At 52.8% G+C, this 20,812-nt stretch carries 19 protein-coding genes; 10 read left to right on the top strand and 9 right to left on the bottom strand.

The features are described 5' to 3' along the window. The 8 genes from OGX92_RS00380 to OGX92_RS00345 form a co-directional block, all read left to right on the top strand. Positions 1-63 (top strand): IS1 family transposase (locus OGX92_RS00380; RefSeq protein ID WP_071603212.1); only part of this gene is annotated, 63 nt, incomplete at its 5' end. An 89-nt stretch (positions 64-152) separates the two neighbouring features. Next, entirely contained in the window at positions 153-1,706 is a 1,554-nt protein-coding gene (locus tag OGX92_RS00375) for a BglG family transcription antiterminator (protein WP_284962220.1), read from the top strand. A 26-nt stretch (positions 1,707-1,732) separates the two neighbouring features. Next, positions 1,733-2,203 carry a PTS sugar transporter subunit IIA gene (locus OGX92_RS00370; RefSeq protein ID WP_063941167.1) on the top strand — a complete coding sequence of 157 codons (471 nt, stop codon included), beginning with the start codon at positions 1,733-1,735 and terminating at the stop codon, positions 2,201-2,203. A gap of 19 nt (positions 2,204-2,222) precedes the next feature. Further along, positions 2,223-2,543, top strand: a complete 321-nt coding sequence (locus tag OGX92_RS00365) for a PTS fructose transporter subunit IIB (protein ID WP_003827230.1) — start codon at positions 2,223-2,225, stop codon at positions 2,541-2,543. Positions 2,544-2,569: 26 nt separating this feature from the next. After that, the gene (locus OGX92_RS00360; RefSeq protein ID WP_003827232.1) at positions 2,570-3,661 is read left to right on the top strand and encodes a PTS fructose transporter subunit IIC; all 1,092 of its coding nucleotides are present in this window, start codon (positions 2,570-2,572) and stop codon (positions 3,659-3,661) included. A gap of 11 nt (positions 3,662-3,672) precedes the next feature. After that, positions 3,673-4,524, top strand: coding sequence for a class II fructose-bisphosphate aldolase (locus OGX92_RS00355; protein WP_126956514.1), 852 nt, complete (start codon positions 3,673-3,675; stop codon positions 4,522-4,524). Positions 4,525-4,604: 80 nt separating this feature from the next. Then, on the top strand, positions 4,605-5,465 hold the full coding sequence (locus OGX92_RS00350; protein WP_003827236.1) for a ketose-bisphosphate aldolase: 861 nt from the start codon (positions 4,605-4,607) through the stop codon (positions 5,463-5,465). 49 nt (positions 5,466-5,514) lie between these two features. Next, positions 5,515-6,192, top strand: coding sequence for a D-lyxose/D-mannose family sugar isomerase (locus tag OGX92_RS00345; RefSeq protein WP_003827238.1), 678 nt, complete (start codon positions 5,515-5,517; stop codon positions 6,190-6,192). Positions 6,193-6,234: 42 nt separating this feature from the next. Here the strand turns inward: OGX92_RS00345 and OGX92_RS00340 are convergent, their stop codons facing one another. Both OGX92_RS00340 and xanP read right to left on the bottom strand, forming a co-directional pair. Continuing rightward, a complete protein-coding gene (locus OGX92_RS00340) occupies positions 6,235-7,944 on the bottom strand; it encodes an AsmA family protein (protein WP_240389445.1) in 1,710 nt (569 codons plus the stop codon). Positions 7,945-8,065: 121 nt separating this feature from the next. After that, positions 8,066-9,457: a xanthine/proton symporter XanP gene (xanP, locus tag OGX92_RS00335; RefSeq protein ID WP_003024026.1), complete on the bottom strand. Its 1,392-nt coding sequence runs from the start codon at positions 9,455-9,457 to the stop codon at positions 8,066-8,068. A gap of 225 nt (positions 9,458-9,682) precedes the next feature. On the opposite strand from xanP, the gene gltS reads away from it, so the two are divergent. Next, complete coding sequence (gltS, locus tag OGX92_RS00330; protein ID WP_164562361.1) at positions 9,683-10,888, top strand: sodium/glutamate symporter; 1,206 nt, start codon at positions 9,683-9,685, stop codon at positions 10,886-10,888. 42 nt (positions 10,889-10,930) lie between these two features. On the opposite strand, the gene recG is transcribed toward gltS, so the two are convergent. From recG to gmk, 5 genes are read right to left on the bottom strand one after another with little or no spacing between them, the layout of a single operon-like run. Then, positions 10,931-13,012, bottom strand: a complete 2,082-nt coding sequence (gene recG, locus OGX92_RS00325) for an ATP-dependent DNA helicase RecG (RefSeq protein ID WP_286586104.1) — start codon at positions 13,010-13,012, stop codon at positions 10,931-10,933. A gap of 5 nt (positions 13,013-13,017) precedes the next feature. Further along, positions 13,018-13,707 (bottom strand): tRNA (guanosine(18)-2'-O)-methyltransferase TrmH, encoded by a 690-nt coding sequence (gene trmH / locus OGX92_RS00320; RefSeq protein WP_063941164.1) that lies wholly within the window; start codon positions 13,705-13,707, stop codon positions 13,018-13,020. Between the two features lie 4 nt (positions 13,708-13,711). Beyond that, a complete protein-coding gene (gene spoT / locus OGX92_RS00315) occupies positions 13,712-15,826 on the bottom strand; it encodes a bifunctional GTP diphosphokinase/guanosine-3',5'-bis pyrophosphate 3'-pyrophosphohydrolase (RefSeq protein ID WP_003024038.1) in 2,115 nt (704 codons plus the stop codon). An 18-nt stretch (positions 15,827-15,844) separates the two neighbouring features. Then, complete coding sequence (gene rpoZ / locus OGX92_RS00310) at positions 15,845-16,120, bottom strand: DNA-directed RNA polymerase subunit omega (protein ID WP_000135058.1); 276 nt, start codon at positions 16,118-16,120, stop codon at positions 15,845-15,847. A gap of 54 nt (positions 16,121-16,174) precedes the next feature. Next, complete coding sequence (gmk, locus tag OGX92_RS00305) at positions 16,175-16,798, bottom strand: guanylate kinase (protein ID WP_003024042.1); 624 nt, start codon at positions 16,796-16,798, stop codon at positions 16,175-16,177. A gap of 261 nt (positions 16,799-17,059) precedes the next feature. On the opposite strand from gmk, the gene ligB reads away from it, so the two are divergent. Next, positions 17,060-18,739: an NAD-dependent DNA ligase LigB gene (ligB, locus tag OGX92_RS00300; RefSeq protein ID WP_286586103.1), complete on the top strand. Its 1,680-nt coding sequence runs from the start codon at positions 17,060-17,062 to the stop codon at positions 18,737-18,739. Here ligB and OGX92_RS00295 read toward each other — a convergent pair. Both OGX92_RS00295 and OGX92_RS00290 read right to left on the bottom strand, forming a co-directional pair. Continuing rightward, a complete protein-coding gene (locus OGX92_RS00295) occupies positions 18,736-19,353 on the bottom strand; it encodes a trimeric intracellular cation channel family protein (protein WP_003024049.1) in 618 nt (205 codons plus the stop codon). The two genes, ligB and OGX92_RS00295, sit on opposite strands and share 4 nt — an antisense overlap. 296 nt (positions 19,354-19,649) lie before the next feature. Next, positions 19,650-20,756 (bottom strand): hypothetical protein, encoded by a 1,107-nt coding sequence (locus OGX92_RS00290; RefSeq protein ID WP_048275730.1) that lies wholly within the window; start codon positions 20,754-20,756, stop codon positions 19,650-19,652. Positions 20,757-20,812 lie beyond the last annotated feature (56 nt).

Here is a 20,812-nt window from a genome sequence, read left to right as displayed (position 1 = left end):
AAATCGGTGGAGCTGCATGACAAAGTCATCGGGCATTATCTGAACATAAAACACTATCAATAAGTTGGAGTCATTACCGGAAAGCCAACGCATATGCAGCTTGAAGTATGACGGGTATAGATATTTAATCTGGTATGTAATAAGGGTAAATAATGCAAATGATTACCTCGCGACAAAACAGATTATTAAAATTTCTTCTGTCTAAGAAGGAATATGTCACGCTGCTGAAAATTGCCGAGTATTTATCTGTTTCAGAGAAAACTGTGCAGCGCGATCTGCGCTTACTGGAACCATGGTTATCAGAATGGAAAATAGCCATCGATAAACGTGCTGGTGCTGGGGTGATATTAAGTGCCGATAATATTACCGACCTTTTATATATGGACCAGTTATTAGGAACGGAGGGTGATGATGCTGACGGCATGATGAATAATTCACGGCGAGTAAAGATAGCTTCACAATTATTAAGCGAAACGCCGCATGAAACGTCGATCAGTAAATTATCCGAACGTTATTTTATTAGTAGCGCATCGATTGTGAACGATTTGAAAGTAATTGAATCCTGGATTACCCCACTGGGCCTGTCGTTGATTCGCAGTCAGAGCGGCACGCACATCGAAGGTAGCGAGAGCGGTGTGCGCCAGGCGATGGCATCGCTGATTAACGGTGTGATTAACCATAATGAACCTGGTAACGTGGTTTATTCACGCCTTGACCCGGGCAGTTATAAAGCCTTAGTGCATTACTTTGGCGAAGAAGATGTTTTATTTGTCCAGACGTTATTACAGGAAATGGAGAACGACCTGTGCTGGTCGCTCGGCGAGCCTTATTACGTCAATATCTTTACCCATATTCTGATCATGATGTACCGCATCACGCGTGGCAATGCACTTCCGAGAAAAGAAGAGAGCATCACTACCTGTGATGAGAACATATTTTCCATTGCCAGTCGCATGATTCAGAATATCGAAAAACGCATTGCCCACCCGCTGCCTGAAGACGAAGTCTGGTTTATATATCAATACATTATCTCCTCGGGTGTGGTGATTGAAGAGCATAATGACGTGAGTGTGATTGGTCATATGCACTCCAGCGACGAAGCGCGTTTGATTACCCATCGGTTGATTGCCACCTTCGCCGAGATGGTCGACAGCGATCTTAGCCAGGACACGGCGCTGTATGACGGATTGCTGATCCACATTAAACCGCTGATTAACCGACTGAACTACCAGATCCGCATTCGTAATCCGTTGCTGGAGGATATCAAAGGCGAGTTGCAGGACGTGTGGCGTCTGACCCAGTGTGCGGTAAATCGGGTGTTTAGCGGTTGGGGCGAGCGGGCCGTGTCGGAAGATGAAGTGGGATATTTAACCGTGCATTTTCAGGCCGCAATGGAGCGTCAGATAGCGCGTAAACGCGTACTACTGGTCTGTTCAACGGGTATCGGCACTTCTCACTTACTCAAAAGCCGTATTCTACGCGCCTTTCCGGACTGGACTATCGTCGGCGTGGTGTCGGCAGGCAGCCTGCCCTCTGTACTGACGGACGATATTGAACTGGTGGTATCGACGATTAATTTACCCGCGGTTGCCATGCCGGTCGTGTATGTCACTGCCTTCTTCAATGATGCGGATATTAAGCGGGTAACAGAAACGGTTATTACGGAAAAATTACATCGGGCGACGTCGCTGGTCGTTGAAAATTAATGTCTGAACTCCATGAGGTATGATTGATGGACATCACGAAAATACTCAATACAAATCGCGTTATTTTGGACATGAAGGCTACAAGCAAAACGGAGGCTATTGAGGAACTGACGGATATTCTGCAAAAAGATGGAGCAATTAGCTGTCGCGAAACGTTTATTCAGGATGTCTGGCAACGTGAGTCAGAAGGCTCGACCGGCTTCGAAAACCATATTGCGATCCCGCACGGGAAATCCTCGGCGGTGGTCAATACCACGCTGGCGATTGGGCGTACCCGCCAGGAGATTCCCTGGGAAACCCTGGACGGCAGCAATGTACGGTGCATTATTCTGTTTGCCGTACGTCTTGAAGATCAAAACACCACCCATATTCGTCTGCTTTCGCAGGTTGCTGGCGCGTTGGCAGATGACGACATTATTGAACAACTATTAGTTGAAAGTAGTCCACAAAAAATTATTGAGCTTTTTAGCCAATATGCTGAATCCAATGTCTGCTAAATAAAATGTGGAGCATGTTATGAATATTGTTTGTGTTGCCGCCTGTACGGCGGGTATTGCGCACACCTATATTGCCCGTGAGAAGTTAATTAAAGGTGCCAAAGCGCTTGGTCATAATATAAAAGTTGAAACCCAGGGCACCATTGGCACAGAAAACGAACTGCTGACAGAAGATATTTCTGCGGCTGATGTCGTGATTCTTGCTGTCGATGTAAAAATAAAAGGGGAGGAGCGATTTTCAAACAAACGCATTGTGCGAGTAAAAACTGAAATCGTCATAAAGTCGCCCATTCAGTTTCTTGAAAAGGTCGAAAAATCATTAGTTAATAATAACCAGTAGCGATCCTCATTCTGGAGGGATTTCACATGAGTGAAAATAAAATTCCGCTATCTCAGGAAATAAAAAAACATTTATTAACGGGAATTTCGTGGATGATCCCGTTAATTGTCGCCGCCGGGATCTGTATTGCTCTCGGGCAAATACTTGGCGGCACTAACGTCGGTGAAAAAACAGGAACCATTCCCTGGATGCTCAACCAGATTGGCGGCTGGGGGATGGGGTTAATCGTACCGCTGATTAGCGCGGCGATTGCGTACTCCATTGCTGACCGTCCGGGATTCGCGCCGGGTCTGATTGTCGGCTTCGTCTGCGGAGAAATTCATACCGGTTTTATCGGCGGGATGCTGGGCGGATTTCTGGTCGGTTATACCGTCCTACTGCTCAAGCGCTATATCCGTTTGCCGCAGTCGATGCAGGGGTTGATGCCCATCATGGTGCTGCCGGTACTGAGTACCGTTATCGGCGGCCTGTTGATGATGACGCTGATTGGCAAGCCGATTGCCTGGCTGCAGGACGCGTTGATTCATCTGCTGGAGTCTATGCAGGGCGGATCCCGCTTTCTGATGGGCGCTATCCTCGGTGCGATGGCGACATTCGACTTCGGCGGGCCGGTGAATAAAACCATGTCGCTGTTTGCTGACGGCATGCTGGTCAGCGGCGTGTACGGTCCGGAAGCGGTGAAGTTTGTCGGTTCGATGATCCCTCCATTTGGCATTACGCTCTCTTTCCTGTTGACGCGTCACAAGTACACCCGTGCGGAACGTGAGGCGCTGAAGGCCGCATTCCCAATGGGGATCTGCATGATTACCGAAGGGGTCATTCCGATTGCGGCACGCGACCTGCTGCGCGTGGTGGGCTCCTGCGTGGTGGCATCGGCGATTGCGGGTGGCCTGATTATGGTGTGGGGTGTCGAAAGCCCGGTACCGCACGGCGGCATGTTTGTGGTTCCGCTCTTTACGCATCCGCTGCTGTTTTGCCTGGCGCTGGGGATCGGTACGGTGATTTGCGGCGTCATGCTGTCGCTGTGGAAGAAACCGGTAACCGAGCGTGATGAAGAGTTTGACGAACTCAGCGATCAAAAGCTGAAAGACGAAGAAATCACCTTCACCCTGGAATAACCGGAGGCCGTATGTTTGCCGATATGAAAAGCATGGTGACCAAAGCCTGGCGCAAGCAGTACGCGCTGTTGGCCATCAACTGTATGAACCTGGAAAGCGCCCGCGCAGCGGTGCGAGTGGCGGAGAAACACCGTGCGCCCATCATTCTGAATTTGTATCAGGGGCATCTGGAGCATTTTCCGGCCCCGATAGCGGCAGCGGTGGTCAAAACGCTGGCAGAGGAAGCCTCGGTACCGGTCGCGCTGGCGCTGGATCATGGAAAGGATCCTGTACGCATTCGCCAGGCTTTTCGCGCCGGATTCAGCGGCTTAATGATCGACGCCTCCGCCTTTGCGCTGGAGGAGAACATTCGCCAGACCCGGGCGGTGGTTGAGCTTGCAGCCAGCGTTTCTCTGTGCGTGGAAGGCGAGCTGGGTCATTTGGCCGATGCTCCGTGCTATGACCACGCCGCTAACGCTGATTTGATGACCCAGGCCGCCGACGTGGAACCCTTCATCCAACAGACCGGGATCGATTTGCTGGCGGTGTCGGTGGGTACAGCACACGGCATGTACGCGCCGGGTATCACACCTGCTATTGATTTCCTGCGGCTGGAGGAAATAGCCCGGTTATCAACGGTGCCGCTGGCGCTGCATGGCGGCAGCGGAACGCCGTTTGACCAGCTACAGCGCTGCCCGACGTTTGGTGTCGCCAAGATAAACGTTGGTGCGGCGGTTTTCGAAGCCGGAAAGGCTGCGCTACTGCATACCCTGTGTCGCGACACATCCGGTGAACTCGTTGATGCCCTGGCCCTGATGGAACAGGCCTGCGAGGAAGCCATTATTCCGTACCTGCAGGCCAGCGGCGCTATCGGCAAAGCCTGATTCATTTTCTGTAACGCCTTCTATGCCTCTGCGATGACGCACTGGCAGGGCTTTCTACACCCTGAAACTGGAGAATTAACATGTTAGTTTCGATGAAAGAATTACTGCAACCTACCCGTCAGCACGGTTTTGCCATCGGCGCATTCAACGTGGCGGACAGCTGCTTTGTACGCGCAGTAGTGGAAGAAGCGGAAGCGACCAACACCCCGGCGATTATCTCCATTCACCCCAGCGAACATGATTTTGTCGGCGATGCGTTTTTTAGCTACGTCCGTGATATCACCATGCGTAGCCCGGTTCCCTTTACTCTGCATCTGGACCACGGCGCTTCGGTTGAGCATGTCTTGCGGGCGATTCAGTGTGGGTTTACCTCGGTGATGATTGATGGCTCGCTGCTGCCATATGAAGAGAACGTGGCGCTGACCCGCGAAGTGGTCAAACTGGCGCATGCGGTAGGTGTTTCGGTGGAAGGGGAGTTGGGAACGATTGGCCAGACCGGGACGTCAGTGGAAGGCGGCGTGTCGAAGGTTACTTATACCGATCCTGCTCAGGCAGAGGATTTTATCGCCCGAACCGGTGCAGACACGCTGGCGGTGGCGATTGGAACCGCGCACGGGATCTACCCGAAAGGGATGCAGCCAGAGCTGCAAATGAACATCCTGCGCGATATCGCCGGACGTGTGGATATTCCGCTGGTGCTGCACGGCGGTTCCGCGAACCCGGATGCGGAAATTGCCGAATCCGTGACGTTGGGCGTTGGCAAAATCAACATTTCCAGCGATATGAAATACGCTTACTTCCAGAAAGTCCGCGAAATTCTGGCGAAAGAAACCTGGTGGGACCCGAACGTAATCTATCCGGAAGCCATTAGCGCCGCGCGGGACGTTATCCGCCACAAAATGAAACTGTTCGGTTCAACCGGCAAAGCATCACTTTACTAACGGCATGCAGGCGGGGCGACCCGCCTCTTTCGCAACAAGGAAAAGTGGAATGAAGCGTTCACACATTAATTATGCCGTCGATAAAGCGCATGCCATCGCTGAGACTTTTCGGGTCTGTCTGCCTGATTTTGCGTATTTTACGGTCGATGCCTGGCGGCAACAGGATCAAACTCTGTGGCGTGAAGTGCGCGATCTCCAGTTGGGCTGGGATATTACCGACTTCGGGCACGGAGATTTTGCGCAAACGGGGCTGACGTTACTAACGTTGCGCAATGGTTTGATGGGGTCAGCGGACTACCCCAAACCGTACGCCGAAAAGATGTTGCAAATTCAGCAGGATCAGCAAACGCCATGGCATTTTCATCGCCATAAAATGGAAGATATCGTTAATCGCGGCGGCGGTGATTTGTGTATGCAACTGGCGTGGGCCACGCCTGATGATGAGTATGACGCCCGACGCGTTGTTGAGGTTAGCGTGGATGGTCAGCGGCGTACAGTTAACGCTGGCGAGACGCTGGTATTGAAACCGGGACAAGGAGTGTGCCTGCCACCGCGCTTGTATCATCGCTTTTGGGCGGAGAAGGCGTTTGTGCTGGGCTGGGAAATCTCGATGGTCAATGACGACCAGCATGACAACCACTTTTTGGAACCTGGCGGTCGCTTCCCGTTGATTGAAGAAGACGAGCCGGTGAAATGGCTGTTGTGCAGTGAATATATTCGCTTATGAGCGTGAGTAGGCCCGGTAAGCGAAGCGCCACCGGGCAATAAATCATTGTGCAGGTGGTGGTGCAGTGACTTCACTCCCCGAAACCACGCCCGCCTGCATGGTTTGCGTTACCTGCTGTTTCTCCACGTTCACCGCATGCAGCTGACCGTTGACCGTTGGCTTGAGCGGCACATCGGCCTGAATATTGCCGCTGGCGGTAAGCTGGATGTTGCCATCGCCGGAAAGCGGCAGTGCGGGCCAGCCCCACTGCTGCAGGATCGTCATTGGCACGCCGCGCCCGTTCAGGCTGACCTGCGTCTGGCGCTGAGGTAGCTGCGAAATGCTGGCAGTGGCCTCCAGCAGTCCTTTTTCCGTATAGGCGCTCAGTTCGCTGATATTGATGGTGCTGCTGTTTGCCGTCAGCGCCAGCGAAGGGCGACGCACGTCGGTACGGTTAAAGGTAGCGGCAGCGGCGTTGAGGGTGGCGCTACCGCTCCAGATCCCCCACTGATTGTTCTGTACCAGCCCGAGGTTAGCACCGTAGCCGTCCAGCGCGGTGAGCTGCCACGGGAAATTGGGGTCGATATCTATCACCAGATTACGGCTGGCACTAAATTTCTTCAGCGTCAGGCTGTTTAACCACGCTGGCAGGGGGTTCATCCACAGCTGCTTCCAGTTTTCCGGCAGCGTGTATTCCAGACCAGCAATAGCGGCATCGTCAAGGACCAGTGCTTTGTTGCTGCGCATCCAGTTTCCGGATGTTCTGACCATACCGCCTTCCCAGCGGGTGGTGAACTGGCGCAGCGCAATGCCCTGAGGTGAGAACTCGGCGTTCAGAATCGGATCGAAGAAGTGCAGAGAGCCGTAAATAAACTCGCTGGCGTTCATCGACAATTTTCCTTCCTGAGTTTGCCAGTCGTCCTTGCTGAAGGTCATGTTGCGCAAGCTCAGATCGAGATCCGTCACCGCCCAGTCGGGGCCTTGCAGACGGGCATCCGTCACTTCCAGACGACCAATTTGCAGGGAAGGAATAGTGCTTAACGGGGCAAAAAAGTCGGCCAGCGATTTGTCGCTTTGCAGCCGGATATCGTTCAGGCGCAGATTCTCCACAACCCAGCTCCCGTCTGCATTGCGTTGCGCTACGCCGGTTAATGCCCCACGCGCCACGTCAGCGCCAATATTGCTTAGCGTCACCCGGTCATGGTCGATGCTGCCTTCAATCAAGACGTTGGTAGTTGGAACATCGTTGAGCGTCAACGAACTGGCGCTGAGCTGAATTTGCGCTTTGCTCCCGAGAATTTTACCTGCCTCAGGGCTCCAGGGAATGACGCCGCCGTTAACGCGCTGGGCGCTGAGGTTCCACTCGCTGCCGGGGCTGTTAAGCGCCATATCCTGCAATTGCAGGCGATCGGCCTGGAACGGCAACGGCGCTGTTTGCTGGGAAAGATTCAGCGTGCCGTTTTGCAACAAAATGGTGTCTACGTGCAGCGGGTCGGTGATTTGGCGGCTACTCAGCCCAATATCGACCGTTTTAGCGACCAGCGTTGCGGGCTGACCATCCCGGCCAAAGGTGACGTTTTCCAGCAGAATATGGGAAGGGGAAGAAAACCGGTGATCGATGGCATCAAACGCCAGATGGTAGCTGCTGTTCTCCGAAACCCAGGCGCTGACGTGCTCTGCCCCCCAGCGGGTTTGCAGTAGAAAATAAAGGCCGAGAATCGCCACTGCAAGGGCGATCAGCACGTAAAGAAGCAGCTTTCCAATAAATTTCATGGTCTTCCATCCCGCGAAGTGCACATAGTCAAGTTATGCACGATTTAGGCGCAATGCTCAAGGCGGGAATGGTGAAAGAGCGTTACAGCGGCGTTGATTCAGAACCAACGCCGCATTTTGCTTATTGCTTTTCTGGCGGGAATACCAGATTCAGAACGATTGCGGTAATACCGCCAGCGGCGATACCGGAAGAGAGCAGGTTTTTCACCCAATCCGGGGCGAACTGGAGAATCAGCGGCTGCTGGGAAACACCCAGACCAACTGCCAGCGACAGCGCGATAATCAGAATCGCGCGGCGGTTCAGCGGCTCGCGGGACACGATACGCACACCGGATGCTGCAATAGTACCGAACATTACCAGCGTTGCGCCGCCCAGTACCGGCTCAGGAATATGCTGTACAAAACCGCTGACTGCCGGGAACAGGCCCAGCGCGATCAGCATCAGCGCCACCACAAAACCAACGTAGCGGCTGGCGACGCCCGTTAACTGAATAACCCCGTTGTTCTGGCCAAAACAGGAGTTCGGAAAGGTGTTGAACACGGCGGAAACAAACGAGTTCAGACCGTTCGCCAGCACGCCGCCTTTCAGGCGCTTCATATACAGCGGACCAGAAACCGGCTGCTCGGAGACATCAGAGGTGGCCGTAATATCGCCGATGGTTTCCAGTGAAGTGATCATAAAGACCAGCATCAGCGGCAGCAGTAAACTCCAGTCGATGCCCAGGCCATAATACAGCGGCGTTGGCACCATCAGCAGGTCCTGACTTACCGGTGCGGTATTTTGCGGCAGCATGTCCATAAACCAGGCCAGCAGATAGCCTGCCGCCATCGCAATCACCAATGACGCAACGCGCAGGTAAGGGTTGCGTTGACGGTTAAGCAGGATGATTAGCGCCAGCACCACGCCTGCCAACAGTAAATTCTTCGGCGCACCAAAGGTGTTGTCGCTCATTGCGGCATAGCCACCGCCAATCGATGTCAGACCCACCTGAATCAACGACAGGCCGATAATCATCACTACCACCCCTGAGACCAGCGGAGTAATAATACGACGCGCCAGGTGCAGGACACGCGAGATAACCATCTCGGTGCAGCTTGCCAGCATCAGTGTACCGAACAGCGCCGCCATCATGGTTGGGACATCTGCGCCACCGGTTTTTAGCGCCGTACCGCCCATAATCAGTGGCGCAACAAAGTTAAAGCTGGTGCCCTGAATGGATAGCAGCCCTGAGCCTACTGGTCCCCAGGCTTTGATCTGAATGATAGAAGCTACGCCGGAGGCGAACAGCGACATACTGATAATGTGTTGAGTATCCTGAGCCGGTAAACCAAGCGCCTGGCAAATTAACAGAGCAGGGGTGATCACCGCGACGAACATGGCCAGCAGATGCTGACAGGCGGCAAAAAGGGTCTGGGCTAACGGGGGGCGATCTTCAAGACGGTAAATCAGTTCACTGTTGTGAGTCTGCGCAACCGGTTGCGCATTTGTTGACTCTACGGCGTTAACGGACATCAGAGGCAATCCCATGGTGGAAAAGCGGTGATTTTATCTGACCAGGGCAGAAAAGCAAACGTTTGCTAGCAGGTATTCTTAATATTTAAAACGGATAAACAAACATTTTTATATAACTTTTCATCATTTTCTGCTTAAAATCCACTCCGAAAACTCAATAAGAGCTAAAAATCGGTCTGGAATGCATCGTGCGTGATTGTGCTAAACGCACTAATGGAGCTGTAAATGTTTTATCTCGATACGTTATCAACGCTGGTTGCGGCAACCCTTGTGTTGCTGCTGGGACGTAAGCTCGTCCAGTCTGTTTCCTTCCTGAAAAAATACACCATTCCCGAACCCGTTGCAGGTGGATTGCTGGTGGCGATTGCGCTGCTGGTGCTGAAAAAAAGCATGGGTTGGGAAGTGGACTTCGATATGACCCTGCGCGATCCGCTGATGCTGGCCTTTTTCGCCACTATCGGCCTGAACGCCAATATCGCCAGTCTGCGTGCTGGTGGCCGCGTGGTGGGTATCTTTCTGATTGTGGTTGTTGGCTTGTTGCTGATGCAAAACGCCATCGGTATTGGTATGGCGACCCTACTGGGTCTGGATCCGCTGATGGGGCTGATCGCTGGCTCGATCACCCTCTCTGGTGGACACGGAACCGGGGCCGCGTGGAGCAAGCTGTTTATTGAACGTTATGGCTTCACCAATGCGACTGAAGTGGCGATGGCTTGCGCAACGTTTGGTCTGGTGTTGGGCGGACTGATTGGCGGCCCGGTGGCACGCTATCTGGTCAAACACTCCACCACGCCAGACGGTATGCCGGACGATCAGGCCGTGCCGACCGCATTTGAAAAGCCGGACGTTGGGCGCATGATCACCTCGCTGGTGCTGATTGAAACCATTGCTCTGATCGCTATCTGTCTGACGGTGGGTAAAATCGTTGCGCAAATGCTGGTTGGAACAGTGCTGGAATTGCCGACCTTCGTCTGCGTGTTGTTTGTTGGGGTGATCCTCAGTAATGGTCTGGCGCTACTGGGTTTTTATCGGGTGTTCGAACGTGCAGTTTCGGTGCTGGGTAACGTAAGTCTGTCGCTGTTCCTGGCGATGGCGTTGATGAGCCTGAAGTTGTGGGAACTGGCTTCACTGGCCTTGCCGATGCTGGCAATCCTGGTTGTGCAGACTATTTTCATGGCGCTGTACGCGATATTCGTCACCTGGCGCATGATGGGTAAGAACTACGATGCCGCCGTGCTGGCAGCCGGACACTGTGGTTTTGGCCTCGGCGCGACGCCGACGGCGATTGCCAACATGCAGGCGATTACCGAACGTTTTGGACCATCCCATATGGCGTTTCTGGTGGTGCCGATGGTGGGGGCGTTCTTTATCGATATCGTCAACGCGCTGGTGATTAAGCTGTATCTGCTGTTACCGATTTTCGCGCAATAACGGCTGTGCGGCGGGGTAACATCCGCCGCAGCTATGAATTAACTACGCGTTGGAGTAGCGTTCGGTTTCCGGCATCCAGCGCTCTATCAGTGCCAAGGCCTGTTGCGGATAACGTTCGTGAATATGGCGGGCAATGCGCTGAACTTCCGGGATAATCGCCTGATCGCGCAGTAAATCTGCGACCTTGAATTCTGCCGTTCCGGTCTGGCGAGTACCTAACAGCTCGCCGGGGCCGCGAATCTCTAAATCTTTTTGCGCAATCACGAATCCATCGTTGCTGTCTCGCAGAACCTGCAGGCGTTTCTGCGCGGTTTTAGACAGCGGTGATTTGTAGAGCAGGACACAGTGGGAGGCCACCGCGCCACGGCCTACGCGACCACGCAACTGGTGCAACTGGGCCAGACCTAAGCGTTCCGGGTTTTCAATAATCATCAGGCTGGCATTGGGTACGTCCACGCCCACTTCAATCACCGTGGTGGCAACCAGCAGATGCAGTTCACCCTGCTTAAAGGCCGCCATTACTGACTGCTTCTCAGCGGGCTTCATGCGCCCGTGTACCAGGCCAATATTGAGTTCTGGCAGCGCCAGTTTAAGCTCTTCCCACGTCGCTTCTGCCGCCTGAGCTTCCAACAAGTCAGACTCTTCAATCAGCGTACAGACCCAGTATGCTTGACGTCCTTCGTGGGTACAGGCGTTGCGCACGCGATCAATAATATCGCTGCGGCGGGTATCCGGAATGGCGACTGTGGTGACCGGCGTACGCCCCGGAGGGAGTTCATCGATAACCGATGTGTCGAGGTCAGCATAGGCTGTCATCGCCAGGGTGCGCGGAATCGGCGTGGCGGTCATGATTAGCTGGTGTGGATGGAAACCCTGCTGCTGACCTTTCTCCCACAGTGCCAGACGCTGATGTACGCCGAAGCGGTGCTGTTCGTCGATGATAACCAGCGCCAGCCCGTTGAACTGCACCTGTTCCTGGAAAATCGCGTGCGTGCCGACAATCATCTGCACCTGACCGCTGGCGATAGCTTCCTGTTGCGCCAGACGCGCTTTACCTTTCTGCTTGCCCGCCAGCCAGCCCACTTCAACGCCCAGCGGCGCGAACCAGTTGCGGAAGTTATTTGCATGCTGTTCAGCCAATAATTCGGTAGGAGCCATTAGCGCAACCTGTTTACCATGTGCGATAGCCCGCAGCGCAGCCAGCGCGGCAACCAGCGTTTTACCGGAGCCGACATCACCCTGCACCAGGCGCATCATCGGCACATCCAGCGCCATATCGCGTTCAATCTCAGCGGTAACGCGGGCCTGCGCGCCAGTAGGTTTGAACGGCAATGCTGCCAGCAGCTTATCTTTTAGCGCGTTGTTAGCACTTAACGGCTGGGCGTGAAAACGCTGTGCCCCGGCGCGTAGCGCCAGCATGCTGAGGTTATGCGCCAGCAGTTCTTCGAGAATCAGACGTCGCTGCGCCGGATGTTGTCCGGTTTCCAGATCGCTGAGTTGCAGCGACGGTGGGGGGCGGTGCAATGTGCGCAGTGCTTCGGGTAGGCTCATCATGCCCTGTAACAGCTCTGGCGGCAGCAGTTCGGCAATGGCGCAGGTATCGAGCAGATCCAGTGCCTGATCGGTCAGCTTGCGCAGCGTGGCCTGCTTCACACCTTCGGTGGTTGGATACACTGGTGTGAGTGTTTCCTGCAATTCTGGCGTGCTGAGATCGCCTTGTACGCGGTATTCCGGGTGAATCATCTCTGCGCCGTATTTCCCGCGTTTGGCTTCGCCGTAGGCCAGAACCCTACGCCCGGTAGCAAGGCTGTTTTTCATCGCTGCACTGAAGTTGAAAAAGCGCATGGTGAGAATCCCCGAGCCATCGCTGATTTGACAGGTCATCATCCGGCGGCCGCCGAAGGTGATATTGCAGTTCAGCACTTCGCCTTCAATGGTGGCATAGACACCCGGCAGCAGTTCGCCAATTGGGTACAGATGGGTACGGTCTTCGTAACGCAGAGGAAGGTGGAGCAGGAGGTCCTGCACGGTGTGCAGGCCAATTTTCGCCAGTTTACTGCTTTGCGCTGCGCCAACGCCGGTCAGAGAGTTGAGTGGGATGGCATCCAGTAAACGGCCTTTCATCGCGTTTATCTCGCAGATTGCATAGTGGCCCACCACGTTGCATCGGCTTCAATTTCGCCCTGCGTGTTTACGTGAGGGTAGGGAAGACCTTTGCGCTTAGCGACATTCGCCAGCACCGGATAACCGCCTTCAAACAGTAAGCGCTGTTGCTCATCTTGTGGCAGCATGCTGTTTTCTCGGCGGTACATCCCTGCGTTTTGCCGCTGGCGCTGTGCTTCGTACAGAATCAGCGCAGAGGCGACAGAAACGTTCAGCGACTGCACCATTCCAGTCATGGGAATGATGATGTCCTGATCAGCCAGATCCAACGCTTCCTGAGTGATGCCGGTTTTCTCCTGGCCCATCAGGATGCAGGTAGGGTGCGTGTAATCAATCTCGCGAAAATCCACGGCTTTATCTGACAGATGGGTTGCCAGGACCTGCATGCCCCGGCTTTTTAAATGTGTGACCGCATCGCCAATAGTCGGGTGGGTCTTGACTTGCACCCAACTGTTACTGCCTGCGGCAGAAGAGAGCATAGTGCGCATGCGGCTACCCGGCCAGACGGCGTGGACTTCATGCACGCCGACCGCATCTGCAGTACGAATAATCGCAGAAACGTTATGAGGTTTGTGAACCTGCTCCATGCAGACGGTCAGATCGGGCTGACGACGTGCGAGCATCTCGCGGATACGTGCATAGCGCTGTTCATTCATAAGACTAGTTTCGGTTACGGGTGACTTTTATCACGTCCGGCATGACGCGGATTTTGCGCATGATATTCGCCAGGTGCACACGATCGCGAGCGGTCAGGCGAATAAAGGCGCTATAAACGCGGCCATCTTTCTCTTCCGTATTCAGACTTTGAATATTGGAGGTGGTCGTGTTGATTGCCGCCGTCAGGTTCGCCAGAGCACCCTGGTGGTTAAACATATCCACCTTAATCTCGGTGATGAATTCCTGCTCCGTCTCTTTATCCCATTCCACCGCCATAAACTTCTCTGGCTCTTTCTGGTAGCCACGAATATTACGGCAGGACTCATGGTGGATCACCAGACCTTTACCCGGACTGACGTGGGCAATGATTGGATCGCCTGGAATTGGACGACAGCATTTCGCGAAGGTGATCAGTACGCCGTCAGCGCCTTTGATCGGCAGATGACCATGGCCGGATTGTGCTGGTACGTTCGCTGTTGCTTCGCCCTGCTGGAGGTTTTTCGCTACCACCACGCTCATGGCGTTACCCAGACCGATTTCTGCGAGCAGATCGTCAAGCGTGGCGAGCTTCATGCGCTCAAGCTCACGCTGAATGCTCTCTGGCGGGATCTCAGCCAGTTTACGGCTACCGCCCAGGGCATGGTTGAGCAGTCGACGCCCCAGACTGACGGAATCATCGCGCTTGAGGTTTTTCAACAGTTGGCGAATCTTGGCGCGCGCTTTCGAACTGACGACGAAGTTTAGCCACGCGGCATTCGGACGTGCGCCCGGCGCGGTAATAATCTCAACTGTCTGACCGCTAAAGAGCGGTTGTGAAAGCGGGTAAGGCTGTCTGTCTACACGTGCGCCGACGCAGGCGTGACCGATATCGGTATGCACAGCGTAGGCGAAGTCGACAGGTGTTGCACCGGCAGGCAGTTCGACAATGCGTCCTTCCGGTGTGAAAACATAAATCTCATCCGGGAAGAGATCAGATTTGACGCTTTCAATAAATTCAAACGAGCTACCGGCGCTCTGCTGCAGTTCCAGCAAGCTTTGCATCCAGCGCTGAGCGCGGATTTGCGCAGTGGTGCTGCTTTCGCCGCCGTGCTCTTTGTAAGCCCAGTGCGCTGCGACACCCATCTCTGCCATCTGGTCCATGTCTTCAGTACGAATCTGTACTTCAACCGGGACGCCATGGGGGCCGATCATTGAGGTGTGCAAAGACTGATATCCGTTCGCTTTCGGAATGGCTATATAGTCTTTCACGCGACCAGGGCGTGGTTTGTACAGGCTGTGCATCTGGCCGAGTACGCGATAGCAGGTATCGGAATCATGAACGATGACGCGAAATGCGTAGATATCCATGATGGAGTGAAAACGCTGCTCTTTGAGCACCATTTTGCAGTAAATAGAGTACAGGTGCTTCTCACGCCCGCTTACGCGACACGGAATACCTGCCTCCTGCAAACGCCCTTCGATTTCCGAGAGGATTTTTTGGATCATCTCTTTGCGGTTGCCGCGAGCGGCTTTAACCACTTCTTTAATCACGCGATAGCGGTTTGGGTACAGCGCTTCAAAACCCAGCTCTTCCAGCTCGGTTTTAATGTGATGAATACCTAAACGGTGTGCCAGCGGACTATAGATTTCGAGTGTTTCGCGGGCGATGCGGCGACGCTTGTCCGGGCGTAATGAGCCCAGCGTGCGCATGTTGTGGGTGCGGTCGGCAAGTTTGATGAGAATGACGCGGATATCCTGCACCATCGCCATAATCATCTTGCGAAAGTTTTCAGCTTGCGCCTCTTTCTTATCGCGAAACTTAAGCTTATCAAGCTTCGATACCCCTTCTACCAGCTCTGCAACGCTTTTACCAAAAAGCTGTTCCATGTCCTGATAGGTGGCTGGGGTATCTTCAATCACGTCATGCAGCAGCGCAGCCATCAGCGTTTCGTAGTCGAGTTTCATCTCGGCCAGAATGCAGGCTACCGCTACCGGGTGCGTGATATAGGGTTCACCGCTTGAACGTGTCTGGCCCTCGTGAGCGTCACGTGCAACGAGATACGCCTGCCGAAGACGCTTAATCTGGTCTTCCGGCAGGTAGTTTTGAATCAGTTGATTCAGGCTTTCAAACAGATACAAGGGCGACCCGCTTTGTGATTAACGACGACCTTCAGCAATAGCGGTAACGGCTTGTAATTCAGCGGCTTCCTGCTCTTGCTGTTCCTGGCGCTCACGCACGTCGAGGATCTGGTTGTTGATCAGACCTTCTTCGATTTCGCGCAGCGCGATAACGGTAGTTTTATCGTTTTCTTCCGGTACGAGCGGATCCTTTCCGCCTACCTGCATCTGACGAGCGCGACGCGCGGCGACCAGTACCAGGTCAAAACGGTTACCAATTTTCTCTACAGCGTCCTGAACAGTTACGCGTGCCATACTTAAAATGCTCCACAGGTGAAGAAATGACTGGGCATGATACTGAATGTGGGTTCAGTCTGCCAACAGTTTGCTGATTAAAGCGTCATGACGCTGCTTTTGGCGGCTCATGCGCAGACGTTCGGCGCGAATGATGGTTTTCAAATCGCCCAGGGCGGTGTCGAAATCATCATTCACAATAAGATAATCATATTCGGCGTAATGGCTCATTTCTGCAACAGCTTGCGCCATACGTTTCGCGATCACGTCTTCGCTATCCTGACCGCGGCCACGCAGGCGCCGGTCCAGCTCAATCTTAGACGGTGGCAAAATAAAAATACTGCGCGCATGCGGCATTTTTTCACGAATTTGCTGCGCACCTTGCCAGTCGATATCTAAAAAGACGTCTACGCCGGATGCTAATACTTGCTCAATGGTTTCACGCGAGGTGCCGTAGTAATTACCGAAAACCTCCGCGTGTTCCAGGAACGCGTCTCTGCCAATCATTGTTCTGAATTCATCATGGTTCACAAAGAAATAGTGTTCACCGTGCACTTCCCCCGGGCGCGGTGCGCGCGTGGTGTGCGAAACAGAAACCTGGGTGTCATACAACGGTTGGGTCTTTAATAAAGCCTGAATCAGGCTGGATTTACCCGCGCCACTGGGGGCAGAAACAATATAAAGCGTGCCTTGAGCCATGAGTATCTTAATGTATGTGATTGTCGAAAGAGAGCCTACATACGGGCTTATTATACACGTAGCCGCTATGTGACGTAGCCCTTGTCACACTTTTTGCGCATGTTTATTGCGTTTTGCGTACCAGTTTCCTGTTTTATCGATGATTTGCAGCAATACATGTAAATGTCCGGAAAGCTGTTCGCAGGATGAATTTTTGCCGCTCTGTTTCTATTTCACTTCGCGCTATACCTGCCGGGAAACGTATCGTTCAGCGGAGATAGCATGGGATTATGGAAATGCATAGGGCTGGTTTTGCTAATGGGGTATCTACCCGCATGGGCGGTATGCCCCGTCTGGTCGCCTGCCAGGGCAAACGAGGAAATTTCACGACTACAGCAGCAGATTACACAGTGGAATGACAGTTACTGGAAACAAGGGGAAAGTGCCGTAGACGACGGCGTTTATGACCAGCTCAATGCGCAACTAATTCAATGGCAGCGCTGTTTTGGCGATGAAGCCCCATCAGATCTTTCTGCGCCCCCAATAAGTGGCACCGTCTCGCATCCTGTTCCCCATACGGGCGTTCGAAAACTTGCTGATAAGCAAGCGATACAGCAATGGATGCACGCTCGCAGCAATCTCTGGGTGCAACCGAAGGTGGATGGCGTGGCGGTGACGTTAGTCTATCGCAATGGCAATCTGGTACGGGCGATTAGCCGTGGTAATGGCCTGCAAGGCGAAGACTGGACGCAAAGGGTTCTGCAGATCCCTTCCGTACCACATTCCACCAGGGGGAAACTCGCTAACAGTACGTTGCAGGGTGAGATATTTTTGCAGCAAGAGGGGCATATTCAGAAGCAGAGCGGGGGAATGAATGCCCGCTCGAAGGTTGCTGGATTGATGATGCGCCAGGGCAATCCGGAAATGTTACGCTCGCTGGCAATTTTTATCTGGGCCTGGCCTGATGGTCCGGCGGTCATGTCTGAAAGACTGGAGCAGCTCACGGCTGCCGGGTTCAGTTACACGCAACGCTATACTCAGGCCGTGAAGAATGCGGATGACGTCGAAAAGTCGCGCATCAGGTGGTGGAGTTCAGCATTACCTTTTGTGACGGATGGTGTCGTGGTGCGAACGGCAAAAGAACCACGGGCACAGTATTGGCTACCCGGACAGGGTGACTGGCTGGCGGCGTGGAAATATCCTCCTGTTGCAAGGGTGTCTGAGGTAACGGGTATTCAGTTCTCCGTTGGTAAAAGCGGGAAAATTGCGGTGGTTGCATTGCTGACTCCCGTCATGCTGGATGATAAACGCGTACAGCGCGTCAATATTGGCTCCGTCCGACGCTGGAATGAATGGGATATCGCGCCTGGCGATCAGATTCTGGTGAGCCTGGCCGGACAAGGGATACCCCGTATAGACGGGGTGGTCTGGCGCAGCTCTCAGCGTACTAAGCCAATACCCCCCGAGGGGCGCTTCAATTCATTAACCTGTTTTTATGCTACAGCGGAGTGCCAGGAACAGTTTGTTGCCAGACTGGTCTGGCTGGGTGGCAAAGAGGTGCTGGGGCTGGAGGGGATCGGCGAGGCGGGATGGCGAAAGCTCCATCAGGCGTATCGCTTTGAACATATCTTTTCCTGGCTAGGATTAACCCAGGCGCAGCTACAGTCCACCTTCGGCGTGAACAAAGGGAAGAAGCTGTGGCATCAGTTCAACCTGTCGCGCGATCTCCCGTTCACGCGCTGGGTGATTGCTATGGGAATACCGTTAACACAGGCAACGCTAAATGCCAGCCGGGATAGTTCGTGGCAGCAGTTACAGGCGCGCAGTGAACAAAGCTGGCGGCACTTGCCTTTCATGGGGGAGCGGCGGGCACGCCAGGTGATGCAGTGGCTGGAGAATAGAGAAATCACTGCGCTGAGCAACTGGTTAGCTGCTCAGCGCATCGCGGGCTTTATGCCTTAATGGCCTTCATGGCGATAGTAAAATACCGGTAGCCCTAACTTCAGGCGCAGCGCCAGCAGTCGGGCGGTAAAGCCGAAGAGCAGGGTAGAGATAACCACTACATCGTGACTGGAGACATAATGTTGCAGCACGATGTACAACACAGCAGCGGCGAATGATACGCCAGCATACAGCTCTTTCTGGAACACTAACGGGATGCGTTTGCAGAACATGTCGCGTAATACGCCACCGAAGACGCCGGTCGTGACCGCAGCGACCACGGCGATAATCGGTCCATGGCCCATATCCAGTGCCACCTGAGCACCGATAATAGAAAAGACCACCAGGCCCAGCGCATCCAGTACGAGGAATATTTTGCGCAGATAGGGCATGACGGGAGCAATAATGGTGGTGAGTACCGCAGCGGTCGCCACGATAATGACGTATTCAGGGTGCTTTACCCAGCCAAGAGGATAGTGGCCGAGAAGAATATCGCGTACCGATCCGCCGCCAATGGCCGTCGCGGTGGCAATGATGATGACGCCAAATGTATCCATACGACGACGCCCAGCAGCAAGCGCACCGGTCATGGCTTCGGCAGTAATACCAATTAAATATAAAACGTGTAACAGCATGTATTCCCCCTGATTTGCTGGGGGCTAAGGTTAACGATTTGTGCGCCTTGTCACGATTGAGATTTTCTAAGGTGAAGTAATTTTAATAACTACAGCTAATGCGACTGTGCTGAAAATACGTGGTGATATGCGCTTTGTGTTATGGGTAGTGATAATGAATGATGAGAAAATATAATTCGGACTGAATGGGGAGAGTACTAAAGCGGCGGGGAAAACACGTAGCCTCGCCATTTATTGGCGGGCTACGTTGAATGACTACTTATTCGATGTTGGATCTGAATATTGAGTAATGGTGTTTATTTGTTGATTTTATTGAGTTTTCTATACTCCATATTTTCAGTATGTACACTCTTATGTACACAGAAAACAGACGCTATACTGAAAATGCCGCTTAATTGAGCAACGCAGCGTGACCACTGCATCCAGACTGTATGTTTATCGAACAGCTCTATCTCGTACTCTGCAATGAGTCTATCGACTTTGCGAGGCAAGCGTGAGCATTGCATAGCATCCATCATGTAGCGCTTCATTTCAGCGATGCTGGGAGCGTTTGGGAGCGCGTAAAGATACCGTCTGTCCAATAGCTCATCCCCTAAATCTTTCGAATAGACCCGGAGCCGCTCGAAAGGATTTCTCATCTCTAAAATATGGGCCAGCATCAACACATTACCGTTTTTGCTTGTGGGTGTTGCATTTGGCCTGTACCTCGCTTCAATACGCAGGAATTGCTGATACTCATCAAAATTGATGTTAATGAATTTGGCTCTTTCCTGAAATACCAGTTTTCTACCGCTGTTAGCGTCTATTTTTCCGTAGCAAAGAAAATGTAAAAGAGAGCGATAACTACCTATCCTGATACCCGGCAAACCATCTTCTTTATTAAAATATGCTGTCTTTCCTGAACGTTCCAAACCCCATATGTAATCATCTAACTTGCAGTTGTAGACATCGAGAGCGACATCAATTTGCGTAATCCAGGCTCGCGCCAGCAGTTGATAACATATTTCTCCTAATTGGCGGTTTATCCACGATAATAAATGATCTATTTTTTGAGGCGTCATATGTTGTGGACGAAAATCTAAACGTATTCCGCCTGTGTTACGATTTATGGGGGAGTAATCAATACGCAACAATACTGGTGAGTTTTTCTTCTTTCCCCTGATCAGTAATGCCTTACGGTAAGGTTTTTCCTCATTGGTTCGGATATATTGAACACGATATTTTTTGGATTTAGCATGATTCATACTTTCCAGACTGACATATGTTTCGTTCATTTCTGCGTCATTATCAAATCGACTTACAACACAGAGTTTATCAGTTCTCATTTTTAACTGTTTATCTTTGGTAGTTTTGCCAACATCGAGTGAATAACAAAAATCTATATTGCGTTTGTTCAGTAACATTTGTATCCCTTACAGAAATAACTATTGATATGGGATAGTGAGTATTGAACCAGATA

The organism is Citrobacter sp. Cpo089 (assembly GCF_030332695.1).
GTDB lineage: Bacteria > Pseudomonadota > Gammaproteobacteria > Enterobacterales > Enterobacteriaceae > Citrobacter > Citrobacter portucalensis.
The sequence above is the reverse complement of the archived record's forward strand: the minus strand, read 5'-3'. Positions and strand labels throughout refer to the sequence as shown.